The 17,410-nt window shown below is 68.2% G+C and carries 10 protein-coding genes and 1 pseudogene; 7 read left to right on the top strand and 4 right to left on the bottom strand.

The window, feature by feature from the left end:
* The 7 genes and pseudogenes from AC07PF_RS32390 to AC07PF_RS32360 form a co-directional block, all read left to right on the top strand.
* Positions 1-129: pseudogene (locus tag AC07PF_RS32390) on the top strand (5-dehydro-4-deoxyglucarate dehydratase); the annotation flags it as partial.
* A gap of 92 nt (positions 130-221) precedes the next feature.
* Entirely contained in the window at positions 222-1,205 is a 984-nt protein-coding gene (locus AC07PF_RS32385) for a tripartite tricarboxylate transporter substrate binding protein (protein WP_145696324.1), read from the top strand.
* A gap of 49 nt (positions 1,206-1,254) precedes the next feature.
* Entirely contained in the window at positions 1,255-2,607 is a 1,353-nt protein-coding gene (gene gudD, locus AC07PF_RS32380; protein ID WP_494614651.1) for a glucarate dehydratase, read from the top strand.
* Positions 2,608-2,923: 316 nt separating this feature from the next.
* Positions 2,924-4,096: an HD-GYP domain-containing protein gene (locus AC07PF_RS32375; protein WP_007854966.1), complete on the top strand. Its 1,173-nt coding sequence runs from the start codon at positions 2,924-2,926 to the stop codon at positions 4,094-4,096.
* 90 nt (positions 4,097-4,186) lie between these two features.
* Complete coding sequence (locus AC07PF_RS32370; RefSeq protein ID WP_494614650.1) at positions 4,187-9,379, top strand: PAS domain S-box protein; 5,193 nt, start codon at positions 4,187-4,189, stop codon at positions 9,377-9,379.
* A gap of 21 nt (positions 9,380-9,400) precedes the next feature.
* On the top strand, positions 9,401-10,930 hold the full coding sequence (locus AC07PF_RS32365) for a GAF domain-containing protein (protein WP_494614649.1): 1,530 nt from the start codon (positions 9,401-9,403) through the stop codon (positions 10,928-10,930).
* Complete coding sequence (locus AC07PF_RS32360; RefSeq protein WP_494614648.1) at positions 10,927-12,534, top strand: ATP-binding response regulator; 1,608 nt, start codon at positions 10,927-10,929, stop codon at positions 12,532-12,534. The genes AC07PF_RS32365 and AC07PF_RS32360 overlap by 4 nt, the downstream gene beginning before the upstream one ends.
* 15 nt (positions 12,535-12,549) lie before the next feature.
* Here the strand turns inward: AC07PF_RS32360 and AC07PF_RS32355 are convergent, their stop codons facing one another.
* From AC07PF_RS32355 to AC07PF_RS32340, 4 genes are all read right to left on the bottom strand, one after another.
* The gene (locus AC07PF_RS32355) at positions 12,550-14,664 is read right to left on the bottom strand and encodes a TonB-dependent receptor (RefSeq protein WP_494614647.1); all 2,115 of its coding nucleotides are present in this window, start codon (positions 14,662-14,664) and stop codon (positions 12,550-12,552) included.
* A gap of 53 nt (positions 14,665-14,717) precedes the next feature.
* The gene (locus tag AC07PF_RS32350; RefSeq protein WP_494614646.1) at positions 14,718-15,941 is read right to left on the bottom strand and encodes a HupE/UreJ family protein; all 1,224 of its coding nucleotides are present in this window, start codon (positions 15,939-15,941) and stop codon (positions 14,718-14,720) included.
* Positions 15,941-17,077 (bottom strand): hypothetical protein, encoded by a 1,137-nt coding sequence (locus AC07PF_RS32345; RefSeq protein WP_494614645.1) that lies wholly within the window; start codon positions 17,075-17,077, stop codon positions 15,941-15,943. The genes AC07PF_RS32350 and AC07PF_RS32345 overlap by 1 nt, the downstream gene beginning before the upstream one ends.
* Positions 17,078-17,159: 82 nt before the next feature.
* Positions 17,160-17,396, bottom strand: a complete 237-nt coding sequence (locus AC07PF_RS32340; RefSeq protein ID WP_494614644.1) for a hypothetical protein — start codon at positions 17,394-17,396, stop codon at positions 17,160-17,162.
* Positions 17,397-17,410: the final 14 nt, after the last annotated feature.

Raw genomic sequence — 17,410 nt, 5'->3', positions numbered from 1 at the left:
AGCATCATCAAGGCCGGCGCCAAGCTGGTGGGCCACGATGCGGGCCCGGTGCGCGCGCCGCTGACGGACCTCAAGCCTGCCGAGCTGGAGCAGCTCAAGGCGCTGATCGACAAGCTCGGCCCGCAGTAAGCGCGCGCCCAGTCGCTCCCCAAACCCGCCTCAACCCCAAGGCCCCGCAAGAGGGTCGTCGACCACCTCTATCACCTCCGGAGACATCCACCATGTTCGTCAAGAAACACCTGCTGCTGCTCGCCAGCGCCTGCAGCCTCGCCTTTGCCGCATCGGCCCAGACGGCCACACCCGCCGCCTGGCCTGAAAAACCCGTGACCATCGTCGTGCCCTTCCCGGCCGGTGGTTCCACCGACATGGTGGCCCGGGCCATGGCCCTGCACATGGGCGAGAAGCTGGGGCAGAGCTTCGTGGTGGACAACCGCCCCGGTGCCACGGGCACGCTGGGTGCGGGCGCGGTCAAGCGCGCCGCACCCGATGGCTACACGCTGCTGGTGTCCTCGCTCGGTGCCTTCGTCGTGGCGCCGCACCTGCTCAAGAGCGTGCCGTACGACGCGCTCAAGGATTTCGACTACATCACCGTGCCCGTGCAGGCGCCCAACGTGCTGGTGGCCGCGCCCAACCAGAAGGCCCGCACCGTCAAGGAGGTCATCGCCCAGCTCAAGGCCAACCCCGGCAAGGTGAGCTTTGCGAGCTCGGGCAACGGCTCGTCGGACCACCTCTCGGCCGAAGTGTTCTGGCAGCAGAGTGGCACCGAAGGCCTGCACATCCCCTACAAGGGCGGTGCCCCGGCCATCAACGACCTGCTGGGCGGCCAGGTGGAGTTCTCGTTCCAGAACGTGAACGCCGTGCTGCAGCACATCCGCGGCGGCAAGCTGCATGCGATTGCCGTCACCGGCGACAAGCGCAGCCCCGTGCTGCCCGACGTGCCCACCCTGGCCGAGGCCGGCGTGGCCGGTGCCGAGGTGTACTCCTGGCAGGGCATGGCTGCGCCCAAGGGCCTGCCGCCAGCGCTCAAGAAGAAGCTCTCGGACGCCGCCATCGCCGCCATGAACGACCCCGCCGTGAAGAAGCGCATGCTCGACCAGGGCCTGGAGATCGTGGCCAGCACGCCCGAGGCCTTCACCGCCTACCAGGCACGCGAGTTCGCCCGTTGGAAGACGGTCATCGAAACCCGAAAAATCACCGCTGATTGAGCCTTGTCACGGGGCGCCTTTGCGCGCCCATCTTCGTTTCCAGACCACCATGACCACCTCTTCCATCCCTTCTGCCATCAGCACCCCTGTCGTCACCGAGCTGCGCGTGGTGCCCGTGGCGGGCCACGACAGCATGCTCATGAACCTGAGCGGCGCGCACGGCCCCTTCTTCACGCGCAACCTGATCATCCTGCGCGACAGCGCGGGCAACACCGGGGTGGGCGAGGTGCCCGGCGGCGAGAAGATCCGCCAGACCATCGAGGACGCCCGCCCGCTGATCGTGGGCCGGCCCATCGGCCACCACAACGCCGTGCTCAACGCCATGCGCGCCCAGTTCGCCGACCGCGATGCGGGCGGGCGCGGCCTGCAGACCTTCGACCTGCGCATCACCATCCACGCCGTGACGGCGGTGGAGTCGGCCTTCCTCGATCTGCTGGGCCAGCACCTGAACGTGCCCGTGGCCGCGCTGCTGGGCGATGGCGTGCAGCGCGAGGCGGTGCAGATGCTGGGCTACCTGTTCTACGTGGGCGACCGCGCAAAGACCGACCTGGCCTACCGCACCGAGCCCGGCGCCGACAACGACTGGTTCCGCCTGCGCAACGAAAAGGCCATGTCGGCCGACGGCATCGTGCGCCTGGCCGAGGCCGCGTACGAGCGCTACGGCTTTGCCGACTTCAAGCTCAAGGGCGGCGTGCTGCGCGGCGAGGAAGAGGTCGAGGCGATTCGCGCGCTGCACGAACGCTTCCCGGAGGCGCGCGTGACGCTGGACCCCAACGGCGGCTGGCTGCTGAAAGATGCGGTGCGCATCACGCGCGACCTGCACGGCGTGATGGCCTATGCCGAAGACCCCTGCGGTGCCGAAGGCGTGTTCTCGGGCCGCGAGGTGATGGCCGAGTTCCGCCGTGCCACGGGCCTGCCCACCGCCACCAACATGGTGGCCACCGACTGGCGCGAAATGGCGCACAGCCTGGCCCTGCAGTCGGTGGACATCCCGCTGGCCGACCCGCACTTCTGGACCATGGCCGGATCGGTGCGCGTGGCGCAGATGTGCCAGGCCTTCGGCCTGACCTGGGGCTCGCATTCCAACAACCACTTCGACGTCTCGCTGGCCATGTTCACCCACGTGGGCGCCGCCGCCCCCGGCCGCGTGACCGCGATCGACACGCACTGGATCTGGCAGGACGGCGAGCGCCTGACGAAGGAGCCGTTCCAGATCAAGAACGGCTTTATCGAGTTGCCCAAGAAGCCTGGCCTGGGCGTGGAGCTGGACATGGACGAGGTGGAGCGCGCGCACCGCCTGTACCTTGAGCATGGCCTGGGGGCGCGCGACGATGCCATCGCCATGCAGTACCTGATCCCGGGCTGGAAGTTCAACAACAAGGCACCGTGCATGGTGCGCTGAGTTTCAGGCAAACGGATACGGCCCCTCGAACCGCCCGATGTGGCTCAGGTGGCTGACCATGCCGTGCAACGAATCCCGCAGGTGCAGCAGGCAGCCCGCAGGGCAGCATCCACGTGCCGGTGTGTCCGTACTGCGGAGTATGGGGAATGGACGCGCGCTGCTGAATACGGCCCAAGGTGTACGGGGCATGGGGACACCGTCGGTGTGCCTTGCGACGCGACGCATACGGCGCGGTTGGACAAGCGATGCTTGTCAAACCGGCAAGGGTAAGAGATAGTGGTGTCAGTGGAGTGCCCATAACACCAGGGAGCGGGTGATGCCAGAAACATCGGAAGATGCATTGCGTCCATTGATACTTGCCGTCGATGACTCTTCCGATAATCTGTGGGTGCTGTCCGGCCTGCTCAAGGACCAGTACCAGCTGAAGCTGGCAGGCTCGGGCGAAAAGGCCTTGCAGATTGCGCGCAGCATCCCAGCCCCCGACCTGATCCTGCTGGACGTGATGATGCCCGGCCTGTCGGGCTATGAGGTATGCCGCCAGCTCAAGGAGGCACCGGCCACGCGGCACATCCCCATCATCTTCCTGACCGCCATGTCCGGGACCGAGGACGAGAAAGTGGGGCTGGCACTGGGCGCGGCCGACTTCATCACCAAACCCATCAACCCGCCTATCGTGCTGGCGCGCGTGGCCACCCAGTTGCAGGCCAAGGCGGGCGCCGACTTCCTGCGCGACCAGAACCAGTTCCTGCAGACCGAGGTGCACAAGCGCACGCGTGAACTGGCTGCGATCCAGGACGTCACCATCCTGGCCATGGCGTCCCTGGCCGAGACCCGCGACAACGAGACCGGCAACCACATCCGCCGCACGCAGCACTACGTGCGGGCACTGGCCACGGCGCTGAAAGATCACCCGCGCTTCAGCGCGGAGCTGAACGACCACGTGATCGACATGCTCTACAAGTCGGCCCCCCTGCACGACATCGGCAAGGTCGGCATCCCGGACCGGATCCTGCTCAAGCCCGGGCGCTTCGAGCCGCATGAGTTCGAGGTGATGAAGACCCACACCACCCTGGGCCGCGACGCCATCCAGCATGCCGAGGACCAGCTGGGCATGCCGGTGGAGTTCCTGCAGTACGCCAAGGAGATCGCCTACGGCCACCAGGAGAAATGGGACGGCAGCGGCTACCCGCAGGGCCTGGCGGGCGAGGCGATTCCGCTGTCGGCGCGCATCATGGCCGTGGCCGACGTCTACGACGCGTTGATCAGCCGCCGCGTCTACAAGGAAGGCATGCCGCACGCGAAAGCCGTGGACATCATGCGCGAGGGCCGGGGCTCGCATTTCGACCCGGACATCCTGGACGCCTTCCTCGGCATGCTCGACGAGTTCCAGCGCATTGCGCAGAAGTTTGCCGACAGCGATGCGGACATGGCCGAGAAGGCCCGGCACCTGGAGCTGGCGATCACCTCGGCCAGCCCGCCCACGCCCTGAGCATGGCCTGGTCCGTGCGCCATCCATGACAGCCGTCGGCGGCCGGCCGGCGCGCCGGACTCCGCCCCGGCACACAGAGGAATGCGTTTCATGAATGCACTGGTACAGCACTACCACCGGTCTTCGCTGACCGCGAAGCTGGCGTTTGCTTTTTTCGTCATCCTCGTCATGACAGCCGTGCTCAGTGTGCTGGGCATGCAGACGGTGGCCCGCGTCAATAACGACATCCAGGCCATGTATGAAAAGGATCTGCAGGGCATCTCCAACGCCCGCGCGATCCAGTTCCACTATGCCAGCATGGGCCGCTACCTGCGCAACGCCCTGCTCACCACCGAGGCGGCCGACCGGGCACAGGCCCTGGAGAAGCTGGACCAATCGCACCGTGACATCATGCGCGAGCTCGGTGAACTGCGCGGGCGCATCATCCGCGAAGACAACACGCGCAACCTGCTGACCTTCGAGCAGAACTATGCGGTGTACCGCAAGAGCGTCGAGCAGTTGCTGGAGCTCGCCAACCAGGGGCAACTGGAGGAGGCGCGCAGGCGGGCCGCCAGCCGGGAGTTCGGTGTGGTGGGGGACACCGTGGCGCAGTCGATGGAAGCCGTGGCCGCCACCAAGGAGGACGGCGCACGCTCCACTCTCAGGTCGGTGCAGGAGCAGGCACAGCAGACGCGGCTGCACGGCGGCGTGCTACTGGCCGGGGGGGCGCTATTCAGCGTGCTTTTTGCGTGGCTGATCGCCCGGTCCATCCGTGTGCCGGCCTTCGAGCTGCGCACGGCGGTGGAGCGCATTGCCGACGGGGACCTGCAGCAGGAGGTACCCCATACCTCGTACCTCAACGACCTGGGCGCCCTGGCGCGCGCCGTGGCCGTGCTGCAGCAGGGGGCCCGCGAGCTGGAGGTACAGCGCTGGGTGAAGACCCACACGGCATCCGTCTCGGTCGAACTGCAGTCGACCCGGTCCTTCGTCGAGCTGGCGCAGCGCTTTTTCGCACTCTCGGCACCGCTGCTGGACATAGGGCACGGGGTGCTCTATATCTACGAAAAGAACCAGCGCCGCCTGCGCCTCCTGACCGGCTTTGCCCACCGCGAACGCAAATCGCTGGAGCAGTACATCCAGCTCGGCCAGGGCCTGGTGGGGCAGTGCGCGCTGGAGCGCAGCGCCATCACGCTGCGGGAGCCCCCTGCCGACTACGTGCGTATCGGCTCCGCGCTCGGAGATGCCGCACCCAAGTGCATCTGCGTGCTGCCCATCCAGCGTGGCGACGAGCTGCTGGGGGTGCTCGAGATTGCCAGCTTCGAGGCCCTGACGTCCGCTCGCCAGGCCCTGCTGGACGCGCTGATGCCCGCGCTGGCCGCCAACCTGGAGATCCTGGAGCGCAACGTGGCCACCCACCGGCTGCTGGAGGAAACGCAGGCCCAGGCGAAGACCCTGGAGCAGCAGGCGCAGGAGCTGGCCGCGCAAAAGGATTCCATTGCTGCCACCGAGGCCTGGTACCACGGCATCATCGAATCCGCCCCCGATGGCCTGATGGTCACGGACGAGCACGGCACGGTGATCATGGTCAATCCGCGCATGCTCGATCTGTTTGGCTATGCGGAGCACGAACTGGTGGGCCAGCCCATGGAAATCCTGGTGCCGCACGCCATTCGCGGCCGGCACCCGGCGCTGCGCGAGGGTTTCCTGGCGGTCGGGCTGCCCCGCAACATGGGCGGCAACAACGCCAGCCTGAAAGGCGTGCGCAAGGATGGCAGCGAATTCCCGGTGGAGGTCGGCCTGTCGCGCCTGCCGGCCGTTGGCGGGCATGGCGTCTGCGTATGCGCCTCGGTGCGCGACGTGACCGAGCGCAACCGGGTGGAGCAGGAAGTGCGCAACAGCCAGCGCCAGATCCGTACCCTGGTGGACAGCATCGGTTCCATCATCACCCTCAAGGACCGCGAAGGCCGCTACCAGTTGCTGAATGCAACCTATGCGAAATACATGGGCGTCAGCGAGAGCGAAGTGCTTGGAAAGAGCGCGCACGACCTGTGGCCCAGGGACATGGCCGACAAGATCGTTGCGGTGGAGGGCCGGGTGCTGAACGGGGGGGAGGCCATCACCTACGAGGAGATCATTCCCAACGCCGACGGCACGGAGCGGCGTTCGTTCATGACCACGAAGACACCGCTGGTCAACGAGGCCGGTGAGATCTACGGCATCTGCGGCATTGCCACCGACATCACCGAGCACAAGAAGTCCCAGGAGGCCATGCGCCAGGCCAACGCCGAGCAGACCGCGATGTTCGAGGCCACCACGCTGGGCATCGCCTTCATCAGGGACCGTGTTGTCGTGCGCGGCAACAGCCAGCTCGACGCCCTGTTCGGCACCGGGCAACTGGGCCAGTCCCCCCGTTCCTGGTATGCGACCGAAGAAGCCTTCAAGCAAGGGCTCAGCGAAATCAACGAGCAACTGTCCCGCGGCGAAAAACACCACCGCGAGGAGGAACTGGTGCGGGCCGATGGCACGCGCTTCTGGTGTCAGATCAGCGGCGCGGCCATCGACCCGGGCGACCTGGACAAGGGCACGGTGTGGATGCTGCTGGACGTGACCGGGCGCAAGGAGGCCGAGCAGGAAGTGCAGCGCAGCCGCCAGTTCATGGAGGCCGTGCTGGAAAACATCAACTCCGCCATCTACGTCAAGGATGTGCAGGGCGCTTACACCTACGTGAACTCCGACTGGGAGCGTGCGACCGGCCTGGCGCGGGCGCAGGTGCTGGGGCACTCGGCCATCGATGTGCACCCGTCCGGGCGCGGCCAGTCCTACCATGCACTGGACATGCAGGCCCTGGAGGCAGGGCAGCTCCTGGTCACCGAAGAGGTGGCGGGCGAGGATGGCGAAGAGCGCCACTTCCAGGTCACCAAGGTGCCGATGCGCCAGGGAGAGGAGATTTCCGGCCTGTGCAGCATTGCCTTCGACGTGACGGACCGCAAGAAGTCGGAAGAGGACATCCGGCGGGCCAAGGAAATGGCGGAGGACGCGACCCGCGCCAAGAGCGAGTTCCTGGCCAACATGAGCCACGAGATCCGCACGCCGATGAACGCCATCATCGGCATGTCGCACCTGGCCCTGCAGACGGCGCTGGACAACAAGCAGCGCAACTACATCGAGAAGGTCAACCGGGCGGCCGAGAGCCTGCTGGGCATCATCAACGACATCCTCGACTTCTCCAAGATCGAAGCCGGCAAGATGTCCATGGAGCAGGTCGATTTCCGCCTGGAGGATGTGCTCGACCACGTGGCCAACCTGATCGGCATGAAGGCCGAGGACAAGGGGCTGGAGCTGTTGTTCAGCACCGCAGACGACGTGCCCACCGCGCTGGTCGGTGATCCGCTGCGCCTGGGCCAGATCCTGGCCAACCTGGGCAGCAATGCAGTGAAGTTCGCGGAGCAGGGAGAGATCGTGCTGGGGATCGAGCTGATTGGCCAGCAGGGCGAGCCAGGTGGTGAGGTCGAGCTGCACTTCTGGGTCAAGGACTCGGGCATCGGCATGACGCCCGAGCAGTGCGCCCGGCTGTTCCAGTCGTTCAGCCAGGCCGACAGCTCCACCACCCGCCGCTATGGGGGCACGGGCCTCGGTCTGGCGATCTCCAAGACCCTGGTGGAAATGATGCAGGGGCGCATCTGGGTGGAGAGCACGGTGGGGCAGGGCTCGACCTTCCACTTCCATGTGCATTTCGGCCTGCAGGCGCAGCCCATGCCCCGGCGGATGTTCGACGCCAATGAACTGCTGGGCCTGAGCGTACTGGTGGTCGATGACAACGCCACCGCCCGCGAGATCCTGTCGACCATGGCGCGCCGCTTCGGCCTGGAGGTGGACACGGCCCGCGATGGCGAGGAAGGGCTGCGCATGGTGGAGGGCGCCGACAGCCGCTCGCTGGCATACGACCTGGTGCTGATGGACTGGAAGATGCCCCGCATGGATGGCGCCGAGACCGTGCGCCGCATGCAGGCACTTAAGGGGGGCGCCGCCCCGGCGGTGATCATGGTGACCGCCTTCGGCCGCGAAGAGGCCATGAACGCGGTGCACAGCCGGGGCGCCAGGGTGAACGCAGTGCTCACCAAGCCGGTCACGGCTTCGACGCTGCTCGAGGCCGTGGGCGAAGCGCTGGGCCGCGGGCGCGTGGTGTCGGACCGGGTGGCGAGCCGGGCCCAGGGCCAGACCGAGCACCTGCAGCAGCTCAAGGGTGCGCGCGTGCTGCTGGTTGAAGACAATGCACTCAACCAGGAACTGGCCATGGAGCTGCTGCGCCAGGCGGGCATGGAAGTGGTGCTGGCCAACAACGGCCAGGAGGCGCTGGACCTGCTCGCTGCGGACCCCCGGTTCGACGGTGTGCTCATGGATTGCCAGATGCCCGTGATGGACGGCTACACAGCCACCCGCCACCTGCGCTCGCTGCCGCAGTTCGCCGACCTGCCCATCATCGCCATGACGGCCAACGCCATGGCCGGTGACCGGGAGAAGGTGATCGAGGCCGGCATGGTGGACCACATCCCCAAGCCCCTGCGCGTGGAGGAGATGTTTGCCTGCATGGCGCGCTGGATCCAGCCGGCCGTGCCCGCCACTGCGGCTTCTGCCATTGCAGTGCACGGCCAGGTTCCCGGCCAAGGCGTCAAGGCGGCCGATCCCGACCTGCCGCAGTTGCCTGGAGTGGACCAGGCCGTAGGGCTCGGCATCGTTCAGAACGACCGGCGACTGTACCGGCGCCTGCTGGGCATGTTCCTCGAGGAATACACCGGATTCGGCCAAACCGCCGCTGATGCCTTGCAGCAGGGCGACTGGCCGCTGGCTACGCGGCTGGCCCACACCCTCAAGGGCGCGGCAGGCACCATCGGTGCCCGGCAGCTCGCATCGGCCGCGGGGGCGCTGGAGGCGGAAGGTGCCCACGGGGCGCGCGCGCCTGTGGCCGGGCAACTGCTGGCCGAGGTGGATGCGCTGTTGCGTCCATTGATCGAGGCATTGCAGGCGTCCGGCCTGGGCACCGCAGCCGGCACCGTGCAGGCCGCACCTGCCGCTGCCGTGGCGCGTTCCGCCGAGAGCGAGGCCTTGCTGGCGCGTTTGCGCAAGCTGCTGGGGGACAGCGACGCGGACGCGGGCGACGTGCTGGAAGCCCTGGTGGCACGGCTGGCCGTGGATGGTGACCCGCTTGCCGATGCCCTGTCTGCCGTGAACCGGGCCATCGAGCGCATCGATTTCGATCGCGCTCTGGAGGCGCTGGGGGCCCTGGCCCCTGCGCACCCCGGCTGAGTGCCGCCAAAGGGCCCGCGCATGCAATCCATTGCCTGGTTTCTGGCCTTCACACTGGCAGCGGGCAGCGCCTTCGGCCGCACGCTGCAGGAGATCGAGCGCAGCCGCGAGCTGCGCATCTGTGTGGCAGGGTCCAGCGCCGACAACTACCGGTTGGATGGCGAAGATTTTGCGCGCTACCTGGGTGTTGAGGCCCGCACGGTGACGCTTGCCCGGTGGGACCAGCAGTTCCACAACGCACAGGGCGTGACCGTGCAGGGCGAGCGCTACGAAGCCGCGCTGCTGGCCACGGGAAAGTGCGACCTGTACCCCAACGACCTGCACATCACCGACTGGCGCAAGACCAAGATGACCCTGGTGCCGTACTTCGCCACACGCAATGTCGTCGTCGCACGGCCCGAGATGCGCTCCGTTTTGCGCAGCGAGGCCGATCTCGCCGGGCGCAAGGCATCGGTCCAGGCCGGGACGGCCTACGAAGGGTGGTTGCAGGGATTCAACGCCGGCCTTGGGGAAAGCGCGCCCGTTGTCATCGAGACTGCCCCCACCGATCAGTCCATGCAGGCGGTGGCGCAGCGCCGGGCGGACTTCACCGTGATTGCGGCCGAATCGGCCTTCTACTGGGTGCGCAACGACCTCGACAACCTGGACGTACTGTTTGCGGTCGGCGAGGCCACCACTGCGGGTTGGGGCATTGCCTTCGCCGCCGCAGATCTGGAGCGGGCGCTGCAGCGCTATTTCAACGACAGCCGGCGCGTGGGGTCGAACCTGGATGTCTCCTGGCGCCGCAGGTACGGGGTGTCGCTGATGGAATACCAGTTGTTCTTCGCGTCGTTCGATGACGACGGGAGATGGCGCGAGCTGTGGATGGCCTGGATCATCCCCTTGGGGACGGGCCTTTCCGGGGTGTTGCTGGCGATGCTGTTCTGGGCCACGCGGCTGCGGCGCGAGGCGGGCCGGCACCAACTGACGCTCAAGGCCCTGCAGCAGAGCCACGACCAGTTGACCCGCGATGCCAGCCGGCGGCGCGCCGTGTCGGACCTGTTGCTCGCGCTGCAACAGGTGGGCACGCTGGCGGCCTTTGCGCGCATCGTTCTGCGGGAACTGGCGCGGCAGCTGCCCATGGGGCAGGCGCTGATGGTGCTGGTGGACGAAGACCGCAGCGTCCGCGCGCTGGCCCACTATGCGGGATCGGGGGCGACGGCGCAGCAGACCCTGTCGGAATGGCCGACGACGGCCGGCATGATCGAGCGCTGCGCCGCCACGGGCGAGCCCGTGCTCATCGAGGCCCCGGGGGCGGACTACCTGCGCATCCAGTCGGGCCTGGGGCATTGCACTCCCGCCGCAATCTACCTGTTGCCCATCAAGCAAGCAGGGCGCGTCTCGGCCATCATCGAGCTGGCCCTGACCGAGCCGTTCAGCCAGGAGCACCGTCTGTTGCTGATGGACATGGAGCCCATCGTGGCCGTGGGCATTCAGCGTTTTGTGGGTGAAGACGCCGCAGGGGCTGCTGCCGGCCCTGCCCGGCAAGTTGAGGGGGGGCAGGCACCATGAGCCATTTCACGGTTTCCAATGCGTCGACCATCGGCCAGGGCGCGCGCTGCCTGGTGGTGGACGATTTCGAGGCGATGCGCAAGGTCACCATCAACCAGCTGCGGCAAATGGGGGTGGAGCGCATCGAGTCCGCGCGCAACGGGGCCGAAGCGCTGCGCCTGCTCAAGGGCCAGCACTTCGACGTGGTGCTGTCGGACTGGAACATGCCCGTGATGACGGGCGTGGAGCTGCTGCAGGCCATGCGCGCGGACGAAAAGCTGTTTGCGATCCCCTTCGTGCTGATCACCGCCGAGGCGGAGCGCAAGCGCGTGGAAGAGGCCATCGCGATGGGCGTGACCTCCATGCTGCTCAAGCCCTACTCGCCCAAGCAGCTGGCGCAGCGCCTGGAAAAGGCCTTGCAATGGAAGCCCCGCGGCCCTGGCAACTTTGCGGGGGAGGAAATGCCCGCGCAGGCCTTGCCTGCACAGGGTGCTGCCGGCGCGCCATCCGCCGAGCCGCAGGAGGCTGCCCGACCGACGATACTGATCGTGGACGACACGCCCGACAACCTGCTGCTGCTGTCCCAGCTGTTCAAGGGCGAATACCGGGTACGGCTGGCGCAGACAGGTGCCAAGGCGATGGAGGTGCTGACATCCAACGACCCTCCCGACCTGGTGCTTCTGGACATCATGATGCCCGGCATGGATGGCTTCGAGGTCGCCCGGCTGATGCGCGAGCACCCCACGTCCGAGACCATTCCCATCATCTTCGTCACCGCCATGGCATCGGCCGATGCGCGCATCCGGGGGCTCGACCTGGGCGCCGTGGACTTCATCACCAAGCCCATCGACCCCGAGACGCTCAAGCCGCGCGTGCGCAATTTCATGCGCTACGTGCAGCTGCGCAAGGACCTGCAGGCCGAGTTCGACAGCATGGTCGAAACCGCCCAACTGCGCGAGGACGTCGAGCGCATCACCCGGCACGACATCAAGGCGCCGCTGGCCGGGGCGCTGGGCCTGGTGCAGGCGCTGATCGAGGACGACTCGGTCGGGCGCCGCCAGGTCGAGCAGTTGCGCCTGATGGAAGAAAGCGTGATGCAGGTGCTCAACATGATCAACCTGTCGTCCGAGCTGTACAAGATCGAATCCGGCCGCTTCGTTCTGCACGCGAAGCCCGTGCGCATCGGGGAGCTGCTGCGCCGCATCGCCGAGATGAACCGCGTGACCTTTGCCGAGAAAGGCCTGTCCATCGCGGTGGATGCGGACGTGGCGGTGGGGGAGGAGCCGCCCCTGGCGCTGGCGGATGCCACCCTGTGCTACTCGGTCTTCCAGAACCTGCTGAAAAACGCCTGCGAAGCCGCGCCGACCGACTCCCGCGTCTCCGTGCAGCTGCAGGACCAGGACCCCCTGCGCATCGCCATCAGCAACACCGGTGCCGTGCCGGTGGCCATCCGCAGCCGTTTCTTCGACAAGTTCGTGACCTCGGGCAAGGCCGATGGCACGGGCCTGGGCACCTACTCCGCGCAGTTGCTCGTACAGGCCCAGAACGGCAGCATTGAACTCGATGTGTCGGACGAGTCCAACACGACGCGGATCACCGTGGTGCTGCCGCGGGTCGCTGTTTGAGCGGGCGCTGCACAGTCAGAATGTCCAGCGCGCACTGAGCCGCGCGCTGCGTGGCTCCATGGGGTGTACATGGCGGCCCTCGATGCCTCCGCCCGTGCAGTCACCGCGCGCTGCTTCGCCCGCCGTGCACGATGCGTAGAGGTACTCGATGTCGTTGCCCTTCTTGCCGGCCAGGTTGAACACGTCCAGGCCCAGGGTGAGCTGCTTGCTTATCGCATAGCGCACGCCGGCATTGAGCACTGTGTTGGCACGCGAGCGCACGGAGTTGAGCGTGTCCAGCGCGCGCGGCCCCATATAGCGCAGGCGCAGCGAGGCGGTCAGCGGGCCCTGGGTGTAGACCGCGCCCACGGCCAGCACGCGCTCCAGTGCGTTGTCCACGTAATTGCCTTCGCCCTCGGGCGCCTCCCCGCGAAAGCGCGCGCGCGATACGGCGGCATCGGCTTCCAGGCGCCAGCGGGCGTGGGGCTTCCAGCGCACCGTGGTCTCGATGCCGCGCCGGTAGCTGGCGCGGCCCGGCTCGGTGGTGCCTGCATCGCCCACATACACCAGCTCGGAGTCGAGCTTGAGCTGCCACAGCGCCGTGGTGATGGTCAGGTCGTCGCCAGGCTGGTAGCGCCAGCCGATCTCGCTGCCCACGCCCTTGACCAGCGCGGGCACGCGGTCGGCCGGCAGCCCGCTTTGCGGGTCGGTCTGGATGGTGGCGCCGCGCACGTCGTTGCTGTGCGAGCCCACGCCCATGTTCAGGTACAGCTCATGCACGGGGGTGATGGCCCAGGCCAGCCCGGCCTTGGGGCTCACGAGCGCGTCGTGGCCGCTGCCGCTGTTGGCTGCGCCGTAGACGGCCTCGCGGCCCTGCACGTCGTAGCGCAGCAGGTCGCCACGCAAGCCCGCGTAGGCGCGCAGGCCCTCGGTGAAGCTCACGAACTGCTGCACATGCACCGACAGCATGTCCTGCGACACCCGGTCATTGCGCACGGTGGACAGGCGCTGGCGGGCGGCCGTGTTGTACAGGCCCACCTCGGCGATGCGGTCGCCGCGCCACTGTGCGCCAATGCTCAATACACCGTCCAGGCCGGCGATCCGGTTGGGCAGGCTGTGCGAGGCCTGGGCGCCGAACACGCGGCGCCGGTCCGACTGCTCGAACTGGTCACCGTTGACCGGGTCGCGCAGGAAGTAGGTGAAGTCGGAGAACAGATCGAACCGGTAGTCGATGGCATAGGCGCTGATCTGGGTCTGGCCCTCGGGCCCCTTGTCGAACCATTTGCCTGACAGGCTCAGGCGCCGGGTGCTGCCGCCGTCGGTGGGGTTGAGCGAGCCGAAGCGCGGCAGCTCGCCGCTGTCGATCAGGCGCTCGGGGATCTGGTCGGTGGCGTTCCAGCGGTTGCGGTAGGCCATGCCCGTCACGCTGAAACCCCGGCTGGGCGAGCCCTGCGCATAGCGCACCACGGCGTTGATCTTGCGCAGGCGCTCGGGCACATCCCAGGGGCCGTCGTTGCCTTCGAGCTCGATGGCGCCCAGCCAGGTCTGGTCGTCCCGGGTGCGCGAGCCGGCCGCCAGCAGGCGGCGCAGGTGGTTGGGCCCCAGGGTCACCTCGGCGAACGGAGCATCGAGCGCGCTCACGTAGTCGAGCGAGGCGCTGCCCGCCACGGAGAAGTCGCCGCTGTCGGCGAAGTAGGGCCCTTTGCGGTACCGCACGCCCGAGACCAGGTCGGGAATCAGGAAGTTCAGGTCGGCAAAACCCTGGCCGTGGCCGTGCGTCGGCATGTTGACCGGCATGCCGTCCACCGTGACCGAGAAGTCGGTGCCGTGGTCCAGGTTGAAGCCGCGCAGAAAGTACTGGTTGGCCTTGCCGTCGCCCGAGTGCTGGGTGGCCACCACCCCGGGCACGGCCTCGACGATGTCGCCGGGGCGCAGCTTGGGGCGCGCCTGGAACGACTCCCGCTCCACCGCACCCTCGCTGGCGCTGTCGGCCAGGCCGATGGTCACGTCCCTGGGGCCGCGCACATCGACCTCGGGCAGGTGCGTGGGCTGTTGTTGGGCCCAGGCCGCCGTGGTGGCCATGCTGGCCACCAGAATGCCGAGCGCCAGGGGGCGCGGCGTTGCCGTGCGAGAGCGCTTTTTCTTCTTCATGTCTGCCTTTTCATTGTCCAGGAGTCCTGCCGCGCAGGCTCCCGGCCACACCCTCAGCCAGAGAACGCCACGCGCTGCACCGTCCAGTACAGCGAGAGCACGATCAGTGCCACCGAGCCGCCCTTGACCACCACGGTGCGGTAGCCCGACCAACGCGCCAGCAGCAGGGAGACGCCGCACCAGACAGCGACCACCATGAGCTGCCCGACCTCCACCCCGAGGTTGAACCCCGCCAGCGCCCAGACCAGCAGGCCGCCAGAGACGCCGGCCTCGACCAGCGCGCCCGAGAACCCCAGCCCATGCACGAGGCCAAAGCACAGCGCCAGCAGATCGCTGCGCAGCCCCTTCACCGGGAACAGGTTGAGCAATGCCGAGACGCCGATGCTGATGGCAATCGCCGGCTCGACCCAGTTGCCCGAGACGGTGACCCAGCCCAGGCCTGCCAGCACCAGCGTGACCGAATGGCCCAGCGTGAAGCTGGTCACGGTGAGCAGCAGCGCCTTGAGGCCGCCCCACGGCCCGGCGGCCGCCGTGGCCTGCGCCGCGCCCTGGCGGCGCAGCAGCGTGATCGGCAGCAGCAGGGCCAGCAGAAAGGCTAGGTGGTCATAGCCTTCGAGGATGTGGTGCACGCCCTCCGAGACAAAGTGCAGCAGTGTGGCCGGGCCGCTGCGGGCCGTTGCAGCCTCGGGTGTGGCCGTGCTGCCGCCCACCGCGCGCAGGTCAGTGCGCGAGCGGCCGTCGGGTGCCAGCACGGCGGCCAGCGGCTGGCCGCCCAGTTGCCCGCTGACCAGCAGGCGGTGCGTGGGGTCGATGCCCTGCATCAGGCGGTAGTCCAGCGCCAGCGCTTGTGTGGCTCCGCAGTCGAGTGCTGTTGCCATGCGCAGGTAGCGGCCGTCGGTGCGCTGTTCCAGTGCCTCGAAGCGCCACGCGGGGGCCAGCACGGCATCGCCACACTGCCAGCGAATGCCCTGGCCCACCCAGGCGGCCACTGCAGGCGTGGCCTGCTTGATCTCGCCCCAGGTGAGCTGGCGGTTGCCGTCGGCATCGAGCAGGTCCAGCGCGGCATCCACGTCCTTGAGCGCCAGCGAGAGCTGCAGCGCCACGGCGTCGGCGCGCGCGGCGGGTTCGGCCCCGCCGGCGCCAGTCACCCGCAGGTAGGCATCGCTGGCCTTGTGCGCCCAGGCACTGGGCGCTGCGGCGCAGGCGGCGGCCAGGGCTCCGGCCATCGCCACCCAACGCAGCGCGCAGGTCGTTCGTGGGATCCGTGGCGGGTGCATCACTTGCCTCCCCGTGCTTGCCAGCGGGCCAGGCGCGCGTCCTGCAGGCCCGTGCGTTGAAAGCTCTCGACCACCGTTCGGTGGGCGGCGGCGTCGCCGGATTGCTCGGAGGTCTGCAGCGCCAGCCACCAGTCCAGCGGCTCTTTCTGCAAGGCCAGGTTGGCCTGCGCGGCATGCCAGGCCTCCCGGGGCTGGCCCTGCAGCCACAGCGCCAGCAGCGAGCGCTCGCGGGCGTGGGCATCCAGGGCCTCGCCGCGTGCCGCAAGGGCCGCGAACCGGGCCTGCAGTTCGGTGGCCAGGGCCTGTGACTGCACGGTCTTGCCCATGAGCCGCAGGGCCTGGGCGCGGCGCAACAGCACGGCGTCGCTGGTGGGCTGGGCCTTGAGCACATCCAAGGCGGTGGCCGGGCGGCCCAGGCGCAGCAGCAGGTCGGCATGGGCCAGGGCGGTGTACCCGTCGGGCGCCGCGGCCAGGCTGCTGCGGTAGGCGGCATCGGCCGCATCGTCGCGGCCGGCGCGTTCCTCGCTCTCGGCCAGCAGCGACAGCAGCCAGGCACGGCCAGCCGGATCCGCTGCCTGTCCGATGAGTGCGGTGAAGCCGCTGCGTGCCGCGTCGCTCTGGCCCTGCAGCGAGCGGCTTTCGAGCAGGCAGGCCGTGGCGTGCAGCGCAGCCCCATGGCGCGCCACGTTGCGGCAGGCGGTCTCGGATTCGGCATAGCGGGCGGCCACCCGCTCCAGCGTGGCCAGGGTCAGCCAGCCCTGCACCTGGGCAGGGTCGGCCTGCAGGGCGCGCTTCAATGTCGTGCGCGCGGCATCGAATTCATGGCGGCTTTGCTCCACCGTGGCCTGCAGCACCGCCAGTTCGGGTGGCGCGTCGGGCTTGCCCCACCACAGGGCCAGCACGGCCTGGGCGCGGCCCAGGTAGCGGGGGTCGGCGGTCTCGCGGGCCAGGGTGATCCAGCGGCGCGCAGCGGTCGCGGCGGCCTGTGGCGTAGCCGGTGCGAGGCTGACCCGCTCGGGCAGCACCTCGATCACCTCGGTGTCCGACGCGGGGCGCAGCTCTTGTACGGCGGCGGCCGTGCCCAGGCAGCACAGGGCAAGGCCGATCCCCCAGAAAAGGCGGGCAGGGTGTGTCATGGGAGTCCGCAGGTGTGAAGGGGTAAGCGCGCAGCAGGCGGTGGCCGCATGCACGGGCATGCGGCCACCGCCCCTGGCAACGTCACAGACGGGTGTCTGGCTCGTCGGTGTCGCTGGTGGACAGCACCAGTTGGTCCACGGCCACGGGTTCGGCCGCGTCCTGCACGCTGGCCGCAATCGGCTGGGTGTAGGCAAAGGCGTTCACCGCGCCGGCGCCGCCATCGGGCCCGGCGTTGTCACTGCCGCCGCCGCCACAGGCCGTCAGCGCCATCGCTCCCATGGCCACCAGGGCGGCCTTTTGCATCTTGGTGTTGGGCATGGTGTACATCCCTC

This window comes from Acidovorax sp. GW821-FHT10A04 (assembly GCF_059415825.1).
Note: the sequence above shows the minus strand (reverse complement) of the source record. Positions and strands in the feature narration are given on the sequence as shown.